Annotated in this window: 16 protein-coding genes; 3 read left to right on the top strand and 13 right to left on the bottom strand. The window is 68.9% G+C overall.

What is annotated here, in order from left to right; translation table 11 throughout:
* Nucleotides 1–42: 42 nt before the first annotated feature.
* Genes C560_RS0104395 through C560_RS0104385 form a run of 3 tightly spaced genes read left to right on the top strand, consistent with a single transcriptional unit; the run spans nt 43 to nt 2,938 of the window.
* Nucleotides 43–912: an aldo/keto reductase gene (locus tag C560_RS0104395; protein ID WP_018773128.1), complete on the top strand. Its 870-nt coding sequence runs from the start codon at nt 43–45 to the stop codon at nt 910–912.
* An 11-nt stretch (nt 913–923) separates the two neighbouring features.
* On the top strand, nt 924–1,850 hold the full coding sequence (locus tag C560_RS0104390) for an alpha/beta fold hydrolase (RefSeq protein WP_026537275.1): 927 nt from the start codon (nt 924–926) through the stop codon (nt 1,848–1,850).
* Nucleotides 1,847–2,938: a glycosyltransferase family 4 protein gene (locus C560_RS0104385; RefSeq protein ID WP_026537274.1), complete on the top strand. Its 1,092-nt coding sequence runs from the start codon at nt 1,847–1,849 to the stop codon at nt 2,936–2,938. Before C560_RS0104390 ends, C560_RS0104385 begins: the two co-directional genes overlap by 4 nt.
* A 321-nt stretch (nt 2,939–3,259) precedes the next feature.
* Here C560_RS0104385 and C560_RS0104380 read toward each other — a convergent pair whose 3' ends face one another.
* The 13 genes from C560_RS0104380 to pyrR form a co-directional block, all read right to left on the bottom strand.
* The gene (locus tag C560_RS0104380; protein WP_026537273.1) at nt 3,260–5,452 is read right to left on the bottom strand and encodes a primosomal protein N'; all 2,193 of its coding nucleotides are present in this window, start codon (nt 5,450–5,452) and stop codon (nt 3,260–3,262) included.
* Nucleotides 5,453–5,688: 236 nt separating this feature from the next.
* Nucleotides 5,689–6,924 carry a methionine adenosyltransferase gene (gene metK / locus C560_RS0104375; RefSeq protein WP_026537272.1) on the bottom strand — a complete coding sequence of 412 codons (1,236 nt, stop codon included), beginning with the start codon at nt 6,922–6,924 and terminating at the stop codon, nt 5,689–5,691.
* A 77-nt stretch (nt 6,925–7,001) separates the two neighbouring features.
* Nucleotides 7,002–8,315 (bottom strand): bifunctional phosphopantothenoylcysteine decarboxylase/phosphopantothenate synthase, encoded by a 1,314-nt coding sequence (locus tag C560_RS0104370; RefSeq protein ID WP_026537271.1) that lies wholly within the window; start codon nt 8,313–8,315, stop codon nt 7,002–7,004.
* 52 nt (nt 8,316–8,367) lie between these two features.
* Nucleotides 8,368–8,628, bottom strand: a complete 261-nt coding sequence (gene rpoZ / locus C560_RS0104365; protein WP_018773134.1) for a DNA-directed RNA polymerase subunit omega — start codon at nt 8,626–8,628, stop codon at nt 8,368–8,370.
* Between the two features lie 39 nt (nt 8,629–8,667).
* Entirely contained in the window at nt 8,668–9,240 is a 573-nt protein-coding gene (gene gmk, locus C560_RS0104360; protein WP_018773135.1) for a guanylate kinase, read from the bottom strand.
* Between the two features lie 40 nt (nt 9,241–9,280).
* The gene (gene mihF / locus C560_RS0104355; protein WP_018773136.1) at nt 9,281–9,598 is read right to left on the bottom strand and encodes an integration host factor, actinobacterial type; all 318 of its coding nucleotides are present in this window, start codon (nt 9,596–9,598) and stop codon (nt 9,281–9,283) included.
* A 188-nt stretch (nt 9,599–9,786) separates the two neighbouring features.
* A complete protein-coding gene (gene pyrF / locus C560_RS0104350) occupies nt 9,787–10,653 on the bottom strand; it encodes an orotidine-5'-phosphate decarboxylase (RefSeq protein WP_026537270.1) in 867 nt (288 codons plus the stop codon).
* Nucleotides 10,646–13,945 (bottom strand): carbamoyl-phosphate synthase large subunit, encoded by a 3,300-nt coding sequence (carB, locus tag C560_RS0104345; protein ID WP_026537269.1) that lies wholly within the window; start codon nt 13,943–13,945, stop codon nt 10,646–10,648. Before carB ends, pyrF begins: the two co-directional genes overlap by 8 nt.
* Nucleotides 13,945–15,168 (bottom strand): glutamine-hydrolyzing carbamoyl-phosphate synthase small subunit, encoded by a 1,224-nt coding sequence (gene carA, locus C560_RS0104340; RefSeq protein ID WP_155855740.1) that lies wholly within the window; start codon nt 15,166–15,168, stop codon nt 13,945–13,947. The genes carB and carA overlap by 1 nt, the downstream gene beginning before the upstream one ends.
* Nucleotides 15,169–15,235: 67 nt before the next feature.
* Complete coding sequence (locus C560_RS0104335) at nt 15,236–15,757, bottom strand: PH-like domain-containing protein (RefSeq protein WP_026537267.1); 522 nt, start codon at nt 15,755–15,757, stop codon at nt 15,236–15,238.
* A complete protein-coding gene (locus C560_RS0104330) occupies nt 15,754–17,142 on the bottom strand; it encodes a dihydroorotase (RefSeq protein WP_026537266.1) in 1,389 nt (462 codons plus the stop codon). The genes C560_RS0104335 and C560_RS0104330 overlap by 4 nt, the downstream gene beginning before the upstream one ends.
* Complete coding sequence (locus tag C560_RS0104325; protein ID WP_026537265.1) at nt 17,142–18,212, bottom strand: aspartate carbamoyltransferase catalytic subunit; 1,071 nt, start codon at nt 18,210–18,212, stop codon at nt 17,142–17,144. Before C560_RS0104325 ends, C560_RS0104330 begins: the two co-directional genes overlap by 1 nt.
* Nucleotides 18,209–18,808 carry a bifunctional pyr operon transcriptional regulator/uracil phosphoribosyltransferase PyrR gene (gene pyrR / locus C560_RS0104320; RefSeq protein WP_026537264.1) on the bottom strand — a complete coding sequence of 200 codons (600 nt, stop codon included), beginning with the start codon at nt 18,806–18,808 and terminating at the stop codon, nt 18,209–18,211. Before pyrR ends, C560_RS0104325 begins: the two co-directional genes overlap by 4 nt.
* Nucleotides 18,809–18,867 lie beyond the last annotated feature (59 nt).

Raw genomic sequence — 18,867 nt, 5'->3', positions numbered from 1 at the left:
GCGGTCCGGCATCCGCCAGCGCCAGTGGGTAAAGTCTTTGTCATGAGACTCTCCCCCCGGCTGACCCTGAACAACGGCGTATTGATCGACCGGCTGGGATTCGGGCTGTACAAGGTTCCCCCGGCCGACGCCGCCAGCCTGGTGACCATGGCGGTCGAGACCGGCTACCGGCACTTCGACACCGCCGCCATGTACGGCAACGAGACCGGCGTCGGCAAGGGAATCGGTGCCCTGTCCGGATTTGAGGGCACCGGCGGCGGCCCCGGGGAAACCGCGCCCTATGTTTCCCGCCAGGACCTCTTCATCACCACCAAGGTCTGGAACGACGACCACGGCTACGACGCCACCATGCGTGCGTTCGACACCTCGATCTCCAACCTCGGCCTGGAGTACATCGACCTCTACCTGATCCATTGGCCGTGCGCGCGCCGTGGCCTGTTCCCGGAAACGTACCGGGCCCTTGAGACGCTGTACCGCGAGGGCAAGGTGCGCGCAATCGGCGTCTCCAACTTCCAGCCCCAGCACCTGGACCGGCTCCTGGAAACGGCGGAGGTGGTCCCCGCCGTGAACCAGATCGAGCTTCATCCCTGGCTGCAGCAGGATGAACTGCGGGAAAAGCACGAGGTCCTGGGCATCCGCACGGAGGCGTGGAGTCCTTTAGGCCGCGGCCAGGTCCTGAAGGACCCGGTGATCCTGGCCCTCGCGGCCGAACACGACCGCACTCCGGCGCAAATCATCCTGCGCTGGCACCTGCAGCTGGGCAATATCGCCATTCCCAAGGCCAGCTCGTCCGGGCGGATCCGTGAAAACTTCGAGGTCTTCGACTTTGAGCTCTCCCCGCTGGATATGACGGAGGTCGGCGGCCTCGAACGCGGCTTCCGGACCGGCTCCCACCCCGACAACGTCGCATAGGATTCGAACTAATGGAACAAGTGGATACCGGGCCCTCACGCGCGCCCCTGTTCAGCGGCGGACTCGACGCCCGCACCCGGGCCGCGGCCGTTGAGGTTGACGGCGCCCGGATCGCGTACTGGGTCTACGAACCCGCCGAGGTCACCGCCGAGACACGCACCATCCTGGTGGTGCACGGGTTCCGCGGCGACCACCACGGCCTGCTCCGGGTAGCCGACCAGCTGACGGACATGCGCCTGATCATGCCGGACCTGCCGGGCTTCGGCAGCTCGGCTGCCTTCGCAGGAACAGGGCACAGCGTTGCCGCCTACTGCCAATTCGTTGAAGGCTTCATGGCCGCGCTGGGGTTGGGCGCGGACACGGTCCTGTTGGGGCATTCGTTCGGTTCGATCATCGCCAGCCATTTCGTGGCGGCCAGGCCCGGCGCCGTGGCCGAGCTGATCCTGGTCAATCCCATCGCGGCGCCTGCCCTCGAAGGGCCCAAAGGCCTGATGACGAAGCTTGCGGTGCTCTACTACGAGGCCGCCGCACGCCTTCCCCAGCGGTTCGGGCTGGCCCTGCTGCGCAGCCAGGCGATCGTGCGGGTGATGAGCGTGACCATGGCCAAGACCGGGGACAAGGACATCCGCCGGTTCGTGCACGCCCAGCACAGCGCCTATTTTTCGTCCTTCGCGGACCGGGACAGCCTGCTTCAGGCCTTCAAGGCCTCGGTGGGCAGCAACGTCACCGAGGTGGCCAGCGAACTGACGCTTCCGGTTCTGCTGATCGCGGGAGAGAAGGACGAGATCGCCATGCTGGCGGACCAGCACAAACTCGCGGCGCGGCTCCCTGACGGGAGGCTGGAAGTCATTCCCGGCGTCGGACACCTGATCCACTACGAAACCCCCGAACCCGCCGCCCGCTACATCCGACGCTTCCTGAAGGACCACGCCGCGTGAAGATTCTCATTGATGCCCGCTTCACCCGGCTGGACCAGCACGACGGGATCAGCCGCTACGGCGCCAGCCTGATCGCGGCGGCGGCCAAGATCGCCGACGTCTCAATGCTGATCAGCGACCCCCGCCAGCTCGCGCTCCTGCCCGAAGTTCCGTACACCGTGATCAACAGCCCGCTGTCCCCGGCCGAACTCTTCGTGGCGGCCAGGGTCAACAAGCTGGGCGCGGACGTGGTGGTGTGCCCCATGCAGACCATGGGCAGCTGGGGCCGGAAGTACGCCCTGGTGCTGACCCTGCACGACCTCATCTACTATGAGCACCCCACTCCTCCCGGATTCCTGCCGGCCCCGGTCAGGGTCCTGTGGCGGCTGTACCACAAGGCCTTCTGGCCCCAGCGGCTTCTGCTGAACCGGGCGGACATCGTGGCAACGATCAGCTCCACCACGGCGGCCCTGATGGCGAAGTACCGGCTCACCCGGCGTCCCGTCAGGATTGTCGGCAACGCCCCCCAGCACGGCCACACCCCCCGCGACCCCGGTGCGGGGGCCGACAAGACGCTGCTCTACATGGGTTCCTTCATGCCCTACAAGAACGTGGAGACCATGGTCCGCGGCATGGCGGAGTTGCCGGATATGACCCTCCATCTGCTCAGCCGCATCGCCCCGGAGCGGCGGGCCGAGCTCGAGGCCCTGGCCCCGGAGGGCGCAAACATCGTCTTCCACAACGGTGTGACCGACGCCGAGTACGAGGCCCTCCTGGCACGCACCACCGCCCTGATCAGCCTGTCCCGGGCCGAGGGCTATGGCCTGCCGCTCGTCGAGGCCATGTCGCACGGCACGCCGGTCATTGCCAGCGACATCCCGATCTTCCGGGAAGTCGGCGACGACGCCGTCAGCTACGTGCATCCGGACTCCCCGGCGGAGTTTGCCGAGGCGGTGCGCACGCTTGAGGACCCCGCCCTGTGGAAAGCCCGTTCCCGCCGTTCCGTGGAGCGGGCGGCAGACTTCAGCTGGGACGAGTCGGCGCGGCGGCTCGTGGCCGTCGCCGAAGAGGCCGTCGCGCTTCGGAACCGGCCTCGCGGCCGGAGATAGCCGGAACGGCCGTAAGCGGCCGGCTCGGAGATCCACGCCGCACCCGCGGCGGGGCCGGGATGACGCCGGGGCCACGGGTCCCCGACCACCCATTTGTCGCAGAGGGCCGCTATAGGGGTCTCATTCCGGCCATCTGTGGCGAATGGCTGTCCGCAGGCAGGCCCGTTGCATGGGCGGGGCCGCGGGCCAGGGTGGGGCCGCCGTCCAGGGTGAGGCCGCCGGGCCCGGTGGGGCCGCCGCGCATGGGCGGGTGGGCCGCCGCGCATGGGCGGGTCCGCCGTGCCGGGGGGCCAGTGAGCCGCGGGGACGCCTTGGAAGGTTCTAGAGGACGTCGACGCCGTCCAGGCGCAGCTGCACCGGGTCGTCGCTGCGCCTGGCTGCGGCCGCCGCCTTGACGGCCCGCATGACGGCCGTGGCGGCCGCGGCCTGGGCGTAGGGGATGAACAGCAGGGTCCGGACTTCCTCGCCGGAATCCCGGGGCACAGTATCCCGCGACGGCCCAGCATCCTTTGGCCCTGTGCGGCCGGCCCCCGCGGCTGCCGGCAGGATGACAGGCGCGGGCCCGGCCGTCCGGAGGACGGTTCCCTGCGCCGCCAGCTGGTGCTGAATGGCATCCGTGAAATGGCCGACGGCGGTCCTGCCGCCGGTGACGGAGGCGACCCGCACGGCGGGCGGCAGCTGCAGCTCCTGCCGCAGTGCCAGTTCACGGCTGGCGTACCCGGCGGGATCCCAGCGCAGCAGGGCGCCGACCCCGGCGGCGTCGTCGGCCGTAATGACCACCAGTCCGCCCTCGGAAGCCGGCCGCACCAGGGCCGCGGCGTTGAACCAGCGGCGGACTGCGTCCTCCCCCGCCCTCAGGTTCTCCCGGCGCAGCAGCGAATCGCCGTCGAGCAGCAGGGCTGCGGCGTAGCCGCCGGCGGCCACCGGTTCGGCACCGACGGTTGCCACCACGAGGGCCGTGGTCTCCGCAACGGTGGCCTTGATCTGGTCCCCGGAAGAGGTAATGACCGGTTTCCCCGGAAAGGCCCGGCCGAGCTCCTCCGCGGTGCGGAGGGCTCCCGTGGCGCCGCGCCGGAGCCTGGCGCCGTTGCACGTCCCGCAGCGCCATGCCGGAGCCGGTGCCGAGCACCAGCGGCACTGCGGCACGGCGCTGCTCCCGGCCGGGCCGGCGATCGCCAGGGGCCCGCTGCAGGCGGTGCAGCGGGCAGGTTCCCGGCAGGTGTCGCACACCAGCGAGGGGGCGTAGCCGGCGCGGGCCACCTGGACCAGGACCGGACCGCGTTCCAGGCCCTCCTTGGCAGCCCGCCAGGCCGCGCCGGGGAGGCGGGCGATGCGGGCGAGCGGGTCATGCTCAAGTTCGTAGCTGTCGGCCGTGTTCAGGACGCGCGGGACTGTCCGCCGCAAGACGGTCCGGTCCGCTTCCACGGCCTGGGCCCAGCCGGAGCCGACCAGCCGCTCCGTTTCGGTGCTGCGCGAATGGGCCGCGAGCAGGCACGCGGCTCCTTCCTGGGCCGCCCGCAGCAGGAGGACTTCGCGGGTGTGTGCGTACGGTGACCGCTGCTCAATGTGGAGGTCGTCGCCGTCGTCCCAGCAGACCACGAGGCCGAGGTTCGGCACCGGCGCGTAGGCGGCGGACCGGGTACCCACCGCGACTCCGGCGGCGCCGCTAAGCACGCGCAGGAAACTGCGGTAGCGCGGCGTCTGGCCGTCGTCGGCGGTGAGCCGGGCGACGTCGCCGGCGGGAAGCAGTTTCAGCAGGGCAGATTCCACGCGGTCGAGGTCCCGGTAGTCGGGCACCACCACGACGGCGCCGCGGCCCGAGATCCGGACCGCAGCCACGGCTTCGGCGATCATTCGCGGCCAGCTGGCGGGCCCGTACCCCTGCAGGGCGGTCAGCACGGCCCGGGGCGACTCCCCCGCGGCGAGGTGCGCGAGGAACGCCGCACCGTTGCGGTACCGGGTCCAGATGCTGCCGGCGGCCGGAGACGGAAGCGACACGTCGGTCGCCAGACCGAACATCTCAGTGCCGAAGAGTCCTGGGTCGAGCCGGCCGTCCGGGGCGAATTCCTTTTCGAGTTTGGCCATGCGCGGCGGCACGGCAACGCGCAGGACATCGCTGACGGTTCCGGCGTAGCGCGCGGCGATCCGGCCGGCGAGCTCGGCCACGGCGGGGGTCAGGACCGGCACGGCGGAGAGCACCTTGTGCAGCGGCACGAGGGGGTGGCCGGCGTCGGACCCGGCCGTGCGCTCCAGCAGGTATCCGGCCAGTTCCTGCCCGTTGAACTTGACCTTGACCCGGGCTCCGGGCAGGGCTGCGGCGTCGAGGGCGGCGGGCACGCTGTAGTCGAAAGGCCGGTCCAGGTGTGGGAGCGAGGATTCGATCAGCACCCGCGCCACCGGCAGGTGCGCGGCAAGGGCGGGCCCGGACGCTTCCGCGGCGGAGGCGGGAAAGCCCTGGAGCAGGGAGAGCTGCTGGGGTTCGCCGGGCGCGCCGCCGGCAGGATTGGGACTCACTGCTCGCACCTCCCCTCGGGCTAAATGGCGGTTTCTCCAATGCACTGTGATCTTGGAAAACTGTGATCTTGGAAAACTTTGATGCTGGAAAACTGTGATGCTGGAAAAACTGTGACGCTAAGAAAAACTGTAGCCAGGCCACCGGAGGGCGGCCTGGCTACAGTGCATCACACAGGACTGACAAACTCACCATCAAAACAAACCGCCCGGACGGCTTCGGACGGTGTGGCCCGGCCTTAGGCGTTGAAGAACGCCTTCAGCTCGTCCACCCGGTCCAGGCGTTCCCAGGTGAAGTCCGGGTCTTCGCGGCCGAAGTGTCCGTGGGCGGCGGTCTTGGCGTAGATCGGGCGCTTGAGGTCGAGGGCGTCGATGATGGCCCGTGGGCGCAGGTCGAAGATCTCGGCGATCGCGGCGCTGATCCGGGCCGGGTCCACGGTTTCGGTTCCGAACGTCTCAACGTAGGTTCCCACCGGGCGGGCCTGCCCGATCGCGTAGGCGATCTGGATTTCGGCGCGCTTGGCGAGGCCGGCGGCCACCACGTTCTTGGCGACCCAGCGCATGGCGTAGGCGGCCGAGCGGTCCACCTTCGACGGGTCCTTGCCGGAGAACGCGCCGCCGCCGTGGCGGGCCATGCCGCCATAGGTGTCGACGATGATCTTGCGGCCGGTGAGGCCGGCGTCGCCCACCGGGCCGCCAATCACAAAGGCGCCTGCGGGGTTGAGGATGTTGCGGGTCCGTGAGGTGTCCAGGTTGGACAGCGCCATGACCGGTCCCACCACGTGCTCGGCGAGGTCGGCCCGGAGCCGGTCGAGGCTGGTGCCCTCGGCGTGCTGGCTGGAGATGACGACGGTCTCGACCGAGACCGGACGGTCGCCGTCGTAGCCCACGGTGACCTGGGTCTTGCCGTCCGGGCGCAGGTAGTCGAGTTCGCCGTTCTTGCGGACCTCGGTCAGCCGCTCGGAGAGCCGGTGCGCGAGCCAGATCGGCACGGGCATGTAGGACGGCGTCTCGTCGCTGGCGTAGCCGAACATGAGTCCCTGGTCGCCGGCGCCCTGGAGGTCGTAGTCGTCCTCCTGGCGGCCTTCACGCGCTTCGAGGGAGTTGAACACGCCGCCGGCGATGTCGTTGGACTGCTGGCCGATGGACACCGAGACGCCGCACCGGGCGCCGTCGAAGCCGTTGGCCGAAGAATCGTACCCGATGCCCAGGATGGTCTCCCGGACTATCTGGGGGATCTCGACGTAGGCGTCGGTGGTGACCTCGCCCGCGACGTGGACCAGCCCGGTGGTGGCCAGCGTCTCCACGGCTACCCGGGACTCGGGGTCTTTGTCGAGCAGGGCGTCGAGGATCGCATCGCTGATCTGGTCACAGATCTTGTCGGGGTGGCCCTCCGTCACCGACTCGGATGTGAAGAGCCGGAGCGCGGCGGGCGTGGACCCGTGGAAGGCGGGGATGTGCAGCGGTAAAGTCACTCAACTACCTTACTGGTTGGATAACGGACGTCCGGCGGCGTGTGTCCCCGTGCTAAGGAGATGTTGGTTACGCCGGGCTACGCCGGCGGTACAGCCCGGCTCAGCTCGGCGCTGATCCGGTCGATCACGGCAGCCGCGACGTCGGATTTGGAACCCGACGCCTCTTGGGGTTCGGAGCCGTCGCGGGAAAGGATGACTACTGAGTTCGTGTCCTCACCAAAGACCAAGTCCCGGCCCACTTGGTTGACGACGAGCAGGTCACAGGCTTTCCGGCGCAGCTTGTCCCGGGCATAGTCCAGGACGTCACCGCCGGCGTCGCCCGTCTCGGCGGCGAAGCCGACGATCAGCTGGTTCCGGGACGCGGCGTCGCGGACCTCGACGAGCTCGCGCAGGATGTCCGGGTTGCGCACCAGGTTGATCACGGGGTCGGCGACGTCGTCGCGCTTCTTGATCTTGGTCCCGGCGACGTCCGCCGGGCGGAAGTCCGCGACGGCGGCAGCCATGATGACGACGTTGGAGTCGGCGGCGGCGTGCAGGGCCGCCTCCCGCAGTTCCAGGGCAGTTTCGACCTGGACGAGTTCGACGCCGGCGGGCGCCGGGACCTCCATGTGGGCGGCCAGGAGGCGGACGCGGGCGCCGGCCGCACTGGCGGCCGCGGCCAGGGCCACGCCCTGCTTGCCGGAGGAGCGGTTGCCGAGGAACCGCACGGGGTCCAGCGGTTCCCGGGTGCCGCCGGCACTGATGGTCACCGTCAGCCCGGCCAACGGCGGGACCGCCGGCTGCGCCGCTGCCGGCCCGGCGGCCGGGGCGGTGTGCACGTCAGCCTTAACGGCCGGCATGGCTGCCGAAGCGGCGGATGCGGCGGCGCCGGCGAGGGCCATGGCGGCGGTGAAGATCGCCTCGGGCTCGGGCAGGCGGCCGGGGCCGGAGTCGGCGCCGGTGAGCCGGCCGCTCGCGGGTTCCAGCACCGTGACACCGCGGCTGCGCAGGGTTTCGACGTTGGCTTCGGTGGCGGGGTGTTGCCACATTTCGGTGTGCATGGCCGGGGCCATGAGCACCGGGCAGTCGCCGGCCATCAGCAGGGTGTTGGTGAGGAGGTCATCGGCCTGGCCGGTGGCCGCACGGGCCAGGAGGTCGGCCGTGGCCGGGGCCACGACGATCAGTTCGGCCTCGTGGCCGAGCCGGACGTGGTTGACCGTGTGGACGGCGTCGAACACGCTGTTGCTCACCGGGTGCCCGGACAGGGCCTCCCACGTGGCGACGCCGACGAAGCGGGTGGCCGCCTCGGTGGGGATGACCGTGACGTCATGCCCGGCTTCAGTAAAAAGCCGGAGGAGCGATGCCACCTTGTAGGCGGCAATCCCTCCCCCGACTCCGAGGACTATGCGCACGTGATCTCCGTCAGCAGGCAGTCTGTTTACTTGGCTCTTCCCGCGGAGGGAATTACTCTGCGGTTTCGATCGGCGTGGAGACGAGCTTGCCTTCGTTGATCTCGCGCAGCGCGATCGACAGGGACTTCTCGTTCAGCTTGGTGTCGACCAGCGGGCCAACGTACTCAAACAGGCCCTCATGCAGCTGGGCGTAGTACGCGTTGATCTGGCGTGCGCGCTTGGCACCGAAAATCACCAGTCCGTACTTCGAGTCGGCGGCCTTCAGCAGCTCGTCGATCGGCGGGTTGATGATGCCTTCAAGGTTCGTGGACACGAATTCTCCAAATTCTAACGGGCCGGTACGTCCCGGCGCCTAGCGCGGGTTCGGGGTCAGCCCCATGAGTGAAACAAGCTCGTCCGCTGCCCGACGAACGTCATCATTGATGACGGTGTGGTCGAACTCCGGTTCAGCGGCAAGTTCTAGTTTAGCGGTTTCCAGCCTCTGCTGTTGTTCTTCGGTGCTTTCCGTGCCGCGGCCGACCAGCCGGCGGACCATTTCGTCCCAGCTCGGGGGCGCCAGGAACACAAACTGGGCATCCGGGACGGCCTGCTTGACCTGCCGGGCGCCCTGCAGGTCGATCTCCAGCAGCACCGAGCGCCCCTCGGCAATAGCGGCGTCAACCGTGCTGCGCAGCGTGCCGTAGCGGTTCCGGCCGTGGACGACGGCCCATTCGAGCAATTCGCCGTTTTCGACCAAAGAATCGAATTCCTCAGCCGATTTGAAGAAGTAGTGGATCCCGTCCTGCTCCCCCGGCCGCGGCGGGCGCGTGGTGGCCGACACGGAGAGCCAGACGCCGGGATAGTTATCCCGGATGTAGGTGGACACGGTGCCTTTGCCAACAGCCGTCGGGCCGGCGAGGACTGTCAGTCCCGGTTTCTTGCTCACATATTCCTTTGGGCGGTGGTGGGCAACTCGGCGGACCGAGCTACTTGTCGTCAATAAAATCTACCAGCGCCCGGCGCTGGTGGATTCCCAGGCCGCGGACCCGTCGGGACTGTGCGATGCCGAGCTGGTCCATGATGGCCGCCGCCCGGACCCGGCCGATCCCGGGCAGGGCCTCGAGCAGCTCCACGATTCTCATGCGGGCAATGGCGTCGTCGGATTCGGCGGCGCTGATGACTTTGGCGATGGTCAGCTCGCCCGTCTTGAGGCGCTCCTTGGCCTCGGCCCTGGTGGCCCTTGCGGCAGCAGCCTTGCGAAGGGCGTCGGAACGCTCCTGAGGAGTGAGTGGTCTCAAACTCACGGAAGGCCTCCCTGCATGGCGGGACGGGGCACTCATGCCCTTGCCCCGAACCTACCGTCACGCGGCGGCAGAAATCAATGGAAATCTGCGCGCCGGCCAGTTCGGGAACGGAAAAGCGCAGTCCCCGGACGGGGCAGCCCGCGGCCCGGGTCCGTTGGCTCCGGTCCCGGGCCGGTGTGCGGCTGCCGCTAGGCGGCGAGGAGTTCGTCGAGGGTGCGCCGCGCGGCATCCCGGAGGGCCTGCTGCTGCGGTCCGGCGCCGAGGATGTCCCGGCTTGAGGTGCCCAGGACCTGGGGATAGGCCGCACCGAAAGTGCGGCGCAGGTCCGCGGCGGTGGCTCCCTGCGCACCCAGCCCGGGGGCAAGGATGGGCCCGCGGACCGCCGCCAGATCGAGATCCAGTGCCGTGAGGGCCGAGCCCACCGTGGCGCCGACCACCAGGCCTACGGAACCAAGGGAACCGTCATAGCGGCGGTTCTCCACCGCGGCCGCTTCCGTGATCCGCCGCGCCACGGAGTCCGTCCCGCCGACGTGCTGGACCGAGGCTCCCTCCGGGTTCGAGGTCAGCGCCAGGACGAACACCCCGCGCCCGGTCTCGGCCGCCAGGTCCAGGGCGGGCCGGAGTGACTCGAAGCCCAAGTACGGGCTCAACGTCACCGAATCCGCGGCCAGGGCCGAACCGTCCCGCAGCCAGGCGTCCGCGTAGGCGGCCATGGTGGAGCCGATGTCGCCGCGTTTGGCGTCCGCGATGGTCAGCACGGACGCTTCAGCGGCCGCCGCCAGGGTGCGTTCGAGCACGGCGATGCCGGCCGAGCCGTGGCGCTCATACAGGGCCACCTGCGGTTTCACCGCGGCAGCGAGGGAACCCACGGCCTCCAGCACGGTCAGCGAGAAGCGTTCCAGCCCGGCGGCGTCGTCACCCAGCCCCCAGCGCTGCAGCAGCGCCGGGTGCGGGTCGATGCCGACGCACAGCGGTCCGCGGGCCGCCATGGCCCGTCCCAGCCGGGAGCCGAAGGACTCCCGGCCGGCCGTTTCGGCGGCGGATGCCTCAGGCATCCTGGAGCGCCTTCAGGTTCGCGGCGTGCTCCTGCAGGCTCGTGACAGACCATTCATAGGTGCGCAACGCCTCGATGGCCTGGACGGCGGCGTTGAACTCGGCCACGGTGGTGATGCACGGGATGCCGATCGACGTCGCGGCGGCACGGAGTTCGTAGCCGTCGCTGCGGGCCTCGCCACCGGAGGGGGTGTTGAAGACCATGTCGATCTCGCCGGCGATGATGAGGTCGGCGATGGTGCCTTCACCCTCGGCGCTGGAACCTTCGGCGACCTTCCGGACCGGGGTGGCCTGGATGCCGTTGCGGCGGAGCACGTCCGCCGTGCCGCCGGTGGAGACGATCTCGAAGCCGAGGTCCGAGAGCCGCTTGACGCCCATGATGACCGAGCGCTTGTCCCGGTTGGCCACCGAGACAAAGATCTTGCCCTCGGTGGGCAGCGCGTTGTTCGCGGCCGCCTGGCTCTTGGCGAAGGCCGTGTCGAAGTGCTTGTCGATGCCCATGACCTCGCCCGTGGAGCGCATTTCCGGGCCGAGCAGGGAATCCACCACCTTGCCCTCGGGGGTGCGGAAGCGGCTGAACGGCAGCACGGCTTCCTTGACCGAGAACGGCGCGTCCAGCGGCAGGGTGGAGCCGTCGCCGCTCTCCGGCAGCATCTTGTAGGCGCTGCGGAGCTGGTTGATGGTGACGCCGGTGCCGATCAGGGCCGCGGCTTTCGCCATCTGCACACCGGTGGCCTTGGAGACGAACGGCACGGTGCGGGAGGCGCGCGGGTTGGCTTCGAGGACGTAGAGCACGTCGGAGGCCAGGGCGAACTGGATGTTGATCAGGCCGCGGACGCCCACGCCCTCGGCGATGGCCAGAGTGGCGGTGCGGACCCGTTCCAGCACGTTGCCGCCCAGGGTGATGGGCGGCAGCACGCAGGCCGAGTCGCCGGAGTGGATGCCGGCCTCCTCGATGTGTTCCATGATGCCGCCGAGGTACATCTCCGTGCCGTCGTAGAGGGCATCGACGTCGATCTCGACGGCGTCCTCAAGGAAGCGGTCGATCAGCACCGGGTGGTCCGGCGTGATTTCGGTCGCGTTGGCGATGTAGCGGGAGAGGTTGGGCTCGTCGTAGACGATCTCCATGCCGCGCCCGCCGAGGACGTAGGAGGGGCGGACCAGGACGGGGTAGCCGATTTCGTCGGCGATCTTCTTGGCGTCCTCGAAGGACACGGCGGTGCCGTTCTTCGGCGAGACGAGCCCGGCCTTGTCGAGGACGCGAGAGAAGGCGCCGCGGTGCTCGGCGAGGTCGATTGCCTCCGGCGAGGTGCCGAGGATCGGCACGCCGGCGTCGGCGAGCTGCTGGGCGAGCTTGAGCGGGGTCTGGCCGCCGAGCTGGACGAAGACGCCCATGACCCCGCCGGTGCGCTCCTCGGCCGCGATGACCTCGAGGACGTCCTCCAGGGTGAGCGGCTCGAAGTAGAGCCGGGTGGAGACGTCGTAGTCCGTGGAGACGGTTTCCGGGTTGCAGTTGACCATCACGGTCTCGTAGCCGGCCTTGCGCAGCGCCATGGAGGCGTGCACGCAGGAGTAGTCGAATTCGATGCCCTGGCCGATCCGGTTGGGGCCGGACCCGAGGATGATGATGGACGGCTTGGCGTGCAGCGCCACCTCGTCCTCCTCGTCATAGGAGGAGTAGTGGTACGGGGTGTAGGCGGCGAACTCGGCCGCGCAGGTGTCCACGGTCTTGTAGACGGGACGGATGCCCAGGGCCTGCCGGACCCCGCGGACGACGTCCTCGGAGTTGTGGGTCAGCGCACCGATCTGTTCGTCGGAGAAGCCGTGGCGCTTGGCGCGGGTCAGCATCTCCGGGGTCAGCGCCGCGGCCTGGCGGATTTCGAGGGAGATCTCGTTCAGCAGCTGGAGCTGGTCCAGGTACCAGGGGTCGATCTTGGTCGCCTCGAAGAGCTGTTCGACGGTGGCGCCGCCGAGCATGGCGCGCTGCACCTGGTGCAGGCGCTCGGTGGTGGGGCGCTTGGCCTTCTCGATCAGCTCCGCGACTTCCCATTCCGGGACGTGGCTGAAGTCCAGCTGGGAGCCCTTCTGTTCAAGGGAGCGCAGCGCCTTCTGCAGCGCCTCGGTGAAGTTCCGGCCCATGGCCATGGCCTCGCCCACCGACTTCATGGTGGTGGTCAGGGTGGGGTCCGCCGCCGGGAACTTCTCGAAGGCGAAGCGCGGGACCTTCACCACCACGTAGTCCAGGGTCGGTTCGAAGGACGCCGGGGTCTTCTGGGTGATGTCGTTCGGGATCTCGTCCAGGGTGTAGCCGAGGGACAGCTTCGTGGCGATCTTGGCGATCGCGAAGCCGGTGGCCTTGGACGCGAGGGCGGAGGAACGGGAGACGCGGGGGTTCATTTCAATCACGACGACGCGGCCGGTGTCAGGCTCGACGGCGAACTGGATGTTGCAGCCGCCGGTGTCGACGCCGACCTCGCGGATGACGGCGATGGAGATGTCGCGCAGCCGCTGGTATTCGCGGTCCGTCAGGGTCAGGGCCGGGGCGACGGTGATCGAGTCGCCGGTGTGCACGCCGACCGGGTCGAAGTTCTCGATGGAGCAGACCACCACGACGTTGTCGTTCTTGTCCCGCATCATCTCGAGCTCGTACTCCTTCCAGCCGAGGATGCTCTCTTCGAGCAGCACCTCGGACGTGGGGCTGTACTGCAGGCCCTGGCCGACAATCCGGCGCAGGTCCCCCTCGTCGTAGGCCAGCCCGGAGCCCAGGCCGCCCATGGTGAAGGAGGGCCGGACGACCATCGGGTAACCGAGGTCCCCGGCCGCCTCGAGTGCCTCGTCCATGGTGTGGATGATGTGGCTGCGGGCCGACTCGGCGCCGCAGCGCTCCACGACGCCCTTGAACTTCTCGCGGTCCTCGCCAAGCTCAATCGCGGCAATATTGGCGCCGATCAGCTCGACGTTGTACTTCTCCAGGACGCCGTTCTTGTCCAGCGCGATGGCCGTGTTCAGGGCCGTCTGGCCGCCGAGGGTCGGCAGGAGCGCGTCGGGGCGCTCCTTGGCGATGATCTTCTCCACCACTTCGGGAGTGATCGGCTCGACGTAGGTCGCGTCAGCGAACTCGGGGTCCGTCATGATTGTGGCCGGGTTGGAGTTGACGAGGATGACCCGCAGGCCTTCCTCCTTGAGGACGCGCAGTGCCTGGGTGCCGGAGTAATCGAATTCGGCCGCCTGGCCGATCACGATCGGGCCGGACCCGATGACCATGACGCTCTTGAGGTCAGTTCTCTTGGGCATTACTTCGTGTCCTCAGTCTTGGAATCGGTGGCAGTCTTTGTGCCGGTCTCTGTCGTTGAAGAAGCGTCCGCCATCAGCTCGATGAAGCGGTCGAAGAGGTAGGCGGCGTCGTGCGGGCCGGCGGCCGCCTCGGGGTGGTACTGCACGGAGAAGGCCGGAATGTCCAGGCAGGACAGGCCCTCGACGACGTCGTCGTTGAGGCTCACGTGGCTGACCTCGACACGGCCGAAGCGTTCCTCAGGGGCCTGGGTGGCGCCGTTGAGGGGGGCGTCGACGGCGAAGCCGTGGTTTTGCGAGGTGATTTCGACCTTGCCGGTGCGGCGGTCCATCACCGGCTGGTTCAGGCCGCGGTGGCCGTAGCGCAGCTTGTATGTGCCGAAGCCGAGGGCCCGGCCCAGGATCTGGTTGCCGAAGCAGATGCCGAAGTACGGGATCTTCTCATCGAGCACGGAGCGCAGCAGCGCCACCTGGTTGTCCGCGGTGGCGGGGTCGCCGGGGCCGTTGGACATGAAGAAGCCGTCGGGGTTGACGGCCTGGACGTCGGCGAGGGTTGCCGTGGCGGGCAGCACGTGCACCCGGACCCCGCGCTCGGCGAAGCGGACCGGGGTCATGCGCTTGATGCCCAAATCGATAGCGGCAATGCTGAACCGCGGCTCGCCGTCCCAGCCGAAGTCCTTGGGCTCCACCGTGTAGGCGGCGTCCACGCTGACTTCCTCGGCAAGCCGGGATCCTTCCATCGGCGCGCTGGCCAGGACGGCGTCGACGAGGTCCTTGTCCGTGGCGCGGGCGGCGTCGCCGGAGAAGATGCCGGCGCGCATGGTCTTGTGTTCGCGCAGGTGGCGGGTGATGGCGCGGGTGTCGACGCCCTGGATGCCGACGATCCCCTGCTCGACGAGCTCGTCGTCGAGGGAGCGTTCGGAACGCCAGTTGGAGGGCCGGCGCGCGGCGTCGCGGACGATGTAGCCGGCCACCCAGATGCGGCGGGACTCGGCGTCGTCGGTGTTGACGCCGGTGTTGCCAATGTGCGGCGCGGTCTGCACCACGAGCTGGCGTGCGTAGGAGGGGTCGGTGATGGTCTCCTGGTAGCCGGTCATGCCGGTCGCGAAGACTGCCTCGCCGAGGGCCGTTCCGGTGGCGCCGTAGCTGGTGCCACGGAAAATCCGGCCGTCCTCGAGCACGAGGACTGCGGGGGTGGATGCTGCTGCGGCGGGTGTTGCTGTCACTGAATTTTCTGGCACTGTTTTTTCTGACACTGAATTTTCTGGCACTTCGTTGGCTTCCGTCACGTCGTTACTTTCCACTATCGGCTTCTGCCTGAGGGGCTGCGGAGATCAAATTTTGGAGGGTGGTGAGGAGCACGGCTTTGTCCTCGGCGCGGCGCGTCCGGTAGCCGGTGTCGAGCTCGTGGGAACCGAGCATCCAGCTGAGCACCAGCAGGCCGTCCTTTTCCACGAACTTTCCGGCCATGCCGCTTTCCTGCCGCACACCGGTGAGGCGTCCGGCCGGGATGAACACCGGGCCGGCGCCCGACCGCTCGAACAGCACGCCTTCGGGGTGCACGGAGAGCCTGGCGTTGGTGCGGATGCCCAGATGGTGCACGGCGATCCGGTCCAGCCAGTCACCGGCCGTGGTGGAGGCGACGTACTGGCCGTCGGCGGCGGCCAGCGGAGCGCCGAGTCCGGCCGGAACCTCGGGGAGGGGCTCGACGTCGGACTGGCGGCGCAGGCGGTTACGCCAGCCGACTGCGATGAGGGCAAGCGCGACGCCAATCAGGACGAGCGTGAAGAGCAGGGAAAGGTCCTTGACACTCACGGGCGGCGGCCCGCCGGTCCGGCGTCGAGCGCATCGACCGGCCACCGGTACGGGGTGTTGAGTTTTCCGTCGAGAACGGTCGGGTGGCCCTTGAAAAACGTCGCCACTACCTTCCCCGGCAGTTCCCGGCCGGCAAACGGAGAGTTTCGGCCCATGGTTGCCATCTTAGAAGGGTCCACGGTCCAGCGCGCAGCCGGGTCCACGAGTATGACGTTGGCCGGCTCCCCCGCCTCGAGCGGCCGGCCTTGGTCCTGGACCCGGCCGATGGCGGCCGGCGCCGTAGAGGTCACACGGGCGAAGTCCTCCCAGCCCATCAGGCCCGTTTCGATCATGGTGTGCTGCACCACCGAGAGCGCGGTTTCCAGCCCGGTCATGCCCATGGCTGCCTGCGCCCATTCGCATTCCTTGTGTTCGCTCGGGTGCGGGGCGTGGTCGGTGCCGACTACGTCTATCGTGCCGTCGGCCAGGGCAGCCCGGAGGGCCTGGACATCGGCGTCAGTGCGCAGCGGCGGGTTGACCTTGTAGACGGGGTCGTAGCTGCGGGCGAGTTCATCGGTGAGCCAGAGGTGGTGCGGGGTGACCTCGGCTGTGACGTTGACGCCGCGGGACTTGGCCCAGCGGATGATCTCCACGGACCCGGCCGTGGAGACGTGGCAGACGTGCAGGCGGGAACCGACGTGCTGGGCCAGTAGCACGTCACGGGCGATGATGCTCTCTTCGGCGACGGCCGGCCAGCCGGCCAGGCCGAGGACGGCAGAGACCTCGCCCTCGTTCATCTGGGCGCCGGCGGTGAGGCGGGGTTCCTGCGCGTGCTGGGCCACGACGCCGTCGAACGCCTTGACGTATTCGAGCGCGCGGCGCATCAGCACCGGATCGTGCACGCAGATGCCGTCATCGGAGAACACCCGAACGTGGGCGCGGGAGTCTGCCATGGCGCCGAGCTCGGCGAGCTGCTCCCCCGCGAGGCCCACGGTGACCGCGCCTACCGGGCGGACATCCACCCAGCCGGCGGTCCGGCCAAGGGTGAGGACTTGCTCCACGACGCCGGCGGTGTCCGCCACCGGGGTGCTGTTGGCCATGGCGTGCACGGCCGTGTAGCCGCCCAGGGCGGCGGCGCGGGTGCCGGTTTCGACGGTTTCGGCGTCTTCACGGCCGGGTTCGCGCAGGTGGGTGTGGATGTCCACCATGCCCGGGAGCGCGACGAGGCCCGCGGCGTCGATGACTGTCGCGTCCCGCACCCCGGCAACGTCGGCGTCCAGCTGCCGGCCGCGGGCGGCGATCACGCCGTCCCGGATCAGGAGGTCTTCGGCTGCTCCGCCCAGGATCGAGGCACCCCGGATGAGGTAGGCGCCGCTGTTATCTGCGTTCTGGTGCTGATCGGCCATCAGTGGCTCTCCTGGTGGGAATAAGTAAGGTTCGGGTTGGCGGCGTGGGCCGCAGACGCGGCCGCAGGGGCGGCCGCAGAGGCAGAAACTGTTGCGGCGGCGGGCTCGCGGTTCTCTCCGGACAGCAGCAGGTACAGTGCCGCCATCCGGACCGAAACGCCGTTGCGGACCTGCGCCAGCACGGTGGAGCGGGGCGAGTCGGCCGCGGCCGCGGAGATTTCCAGGCCGCGGTTCATCGGACCCGGGTGCATGATGATGGTGTCCTTGAGCCCCAGGCTGTCGAGGGCACGGAGCCGGTTGTCGTCGAAGCCCCAGCGGCGCGAGTACTCGCGGGTGGTGGGGAAGAAGGAGGCATTCATCCGTTCGCCCTGGACGCGGAGCATCATCATGGCGTCCACGCCCTGCGCGAGGGTCTCGTCGAGGTCGAAGCTGACCGCGCACGGCCATTTTTCGACGCCGACGGGCAGCAGCGTGGGCGGCGCGACGAGGGTGACCTCGGCGCCGAGGGTGCGCAGCAGCCAGACGTTGGAGCGGGCCACGCGCGAATGCAGGACGTCACCGGCGATGGCGACGCGCATGCCTTTGAGGTCGGCGCCGGCCGACGGTGTTCCGGCCAGCTTCGACCAGTGCCGGCGCATGGTGAACGCGTCCAGCAACGCCTGGGTGGGGTGTTCGTGGGTGCCGTCGCCGGCGTTGATGACGGCGGCGTCGATCCAGTCGGTCGCGGCGAGCCGGTGCGGGGCGCCGGAGGCCCAGTGCCGGATGACCACCGCGTCGGCGCCCATCGCCGCGAGCGTCTGGGCGGTGTCCTTCAGCGACTCGCCCTTGGAGACGGACGAGCCCTTCGCGGCGAAGTTAATGACATCGGCGGAGAGCCGCTTGGCGGCGGCCTCGAAGGAGATCCGGGTGCGGGTGGAGTCCTCGAAGAAGAGGTTGACCACGGTGCGCCCGCGCAGGGCGGGGAGCTTTTTGACCTCGCGCTCCCCCACGGCCGCCATTTCCTCGGCGGTGTCAAGGATGCGGATGGCGTTGTGCAGGCTCAGGTCTTCGGTGGAGAGCAGGTGCCTCATGCGGTGGCCTCGATGACCACTTCATTGACGGGGGCGCCGTCCACAGAATCGGTTTCCTCGAGCCGGACCCGGACCTTCTCCGATGAGGAGGTGGGCAGGTTCTTGCCTACATGGTCCGCGCGGATGGGCAGTTCCCGGTGGCCACGGTCGATCAGCACGGCGAGGCGGACAATCCGCGGCCGGCCGAGGTCGATGATGGCGTCCAGGGCCGCCCGGATGGTGCGTCCGGAATAGAGGACGTCGTCGATCAGCACCACAACTTTGTTGTCGATGCCGGTGCGCGGCAGCTGGGTGGGGTACGGCGGCCTGGTGGGCTGGTGGGAGAGGTCGTCGCGGAACATCGTGACGTCGAGTTGGCCGACAATCGCGGCGGCGTCCACGGTGGGATCCGCGGCGGCGATCTTGGCGGCGAGGCGGACGGCGAGGGGATAGCCCCGGCGCGGGATGCCCAGCAGGACGAGGTCCTGGGAGCCCTTGTTGGCCTCGAGAATTTCATGGGCGATACGAGTGAGGGCGCGGTCGATGTCAGCCTGGTTGAGGACAACCCGGGTGAGCACCACCTGCGCCGGACCCGGTGCTGAAGGCACGGAAGTCAAAGCTCGTCTCCCCTTTCCCCGCCTCACGGGACGGAATTAAAAAAGGATTATTTGCTCTT

The organism is Arthrobacter sp. 9MFCol3.1 (assembly GCF_000620385.1).
Classification (GTDB): Bacteria; Actinomycetota; Actinomycetes; order Actinomycetales; family Micrococcaceae; genus Arthrobacter.
Note: the sequence above shows the minus strand (reverse complement) of the source record. Positions and strands in the feature narration are given on the sequence as shown.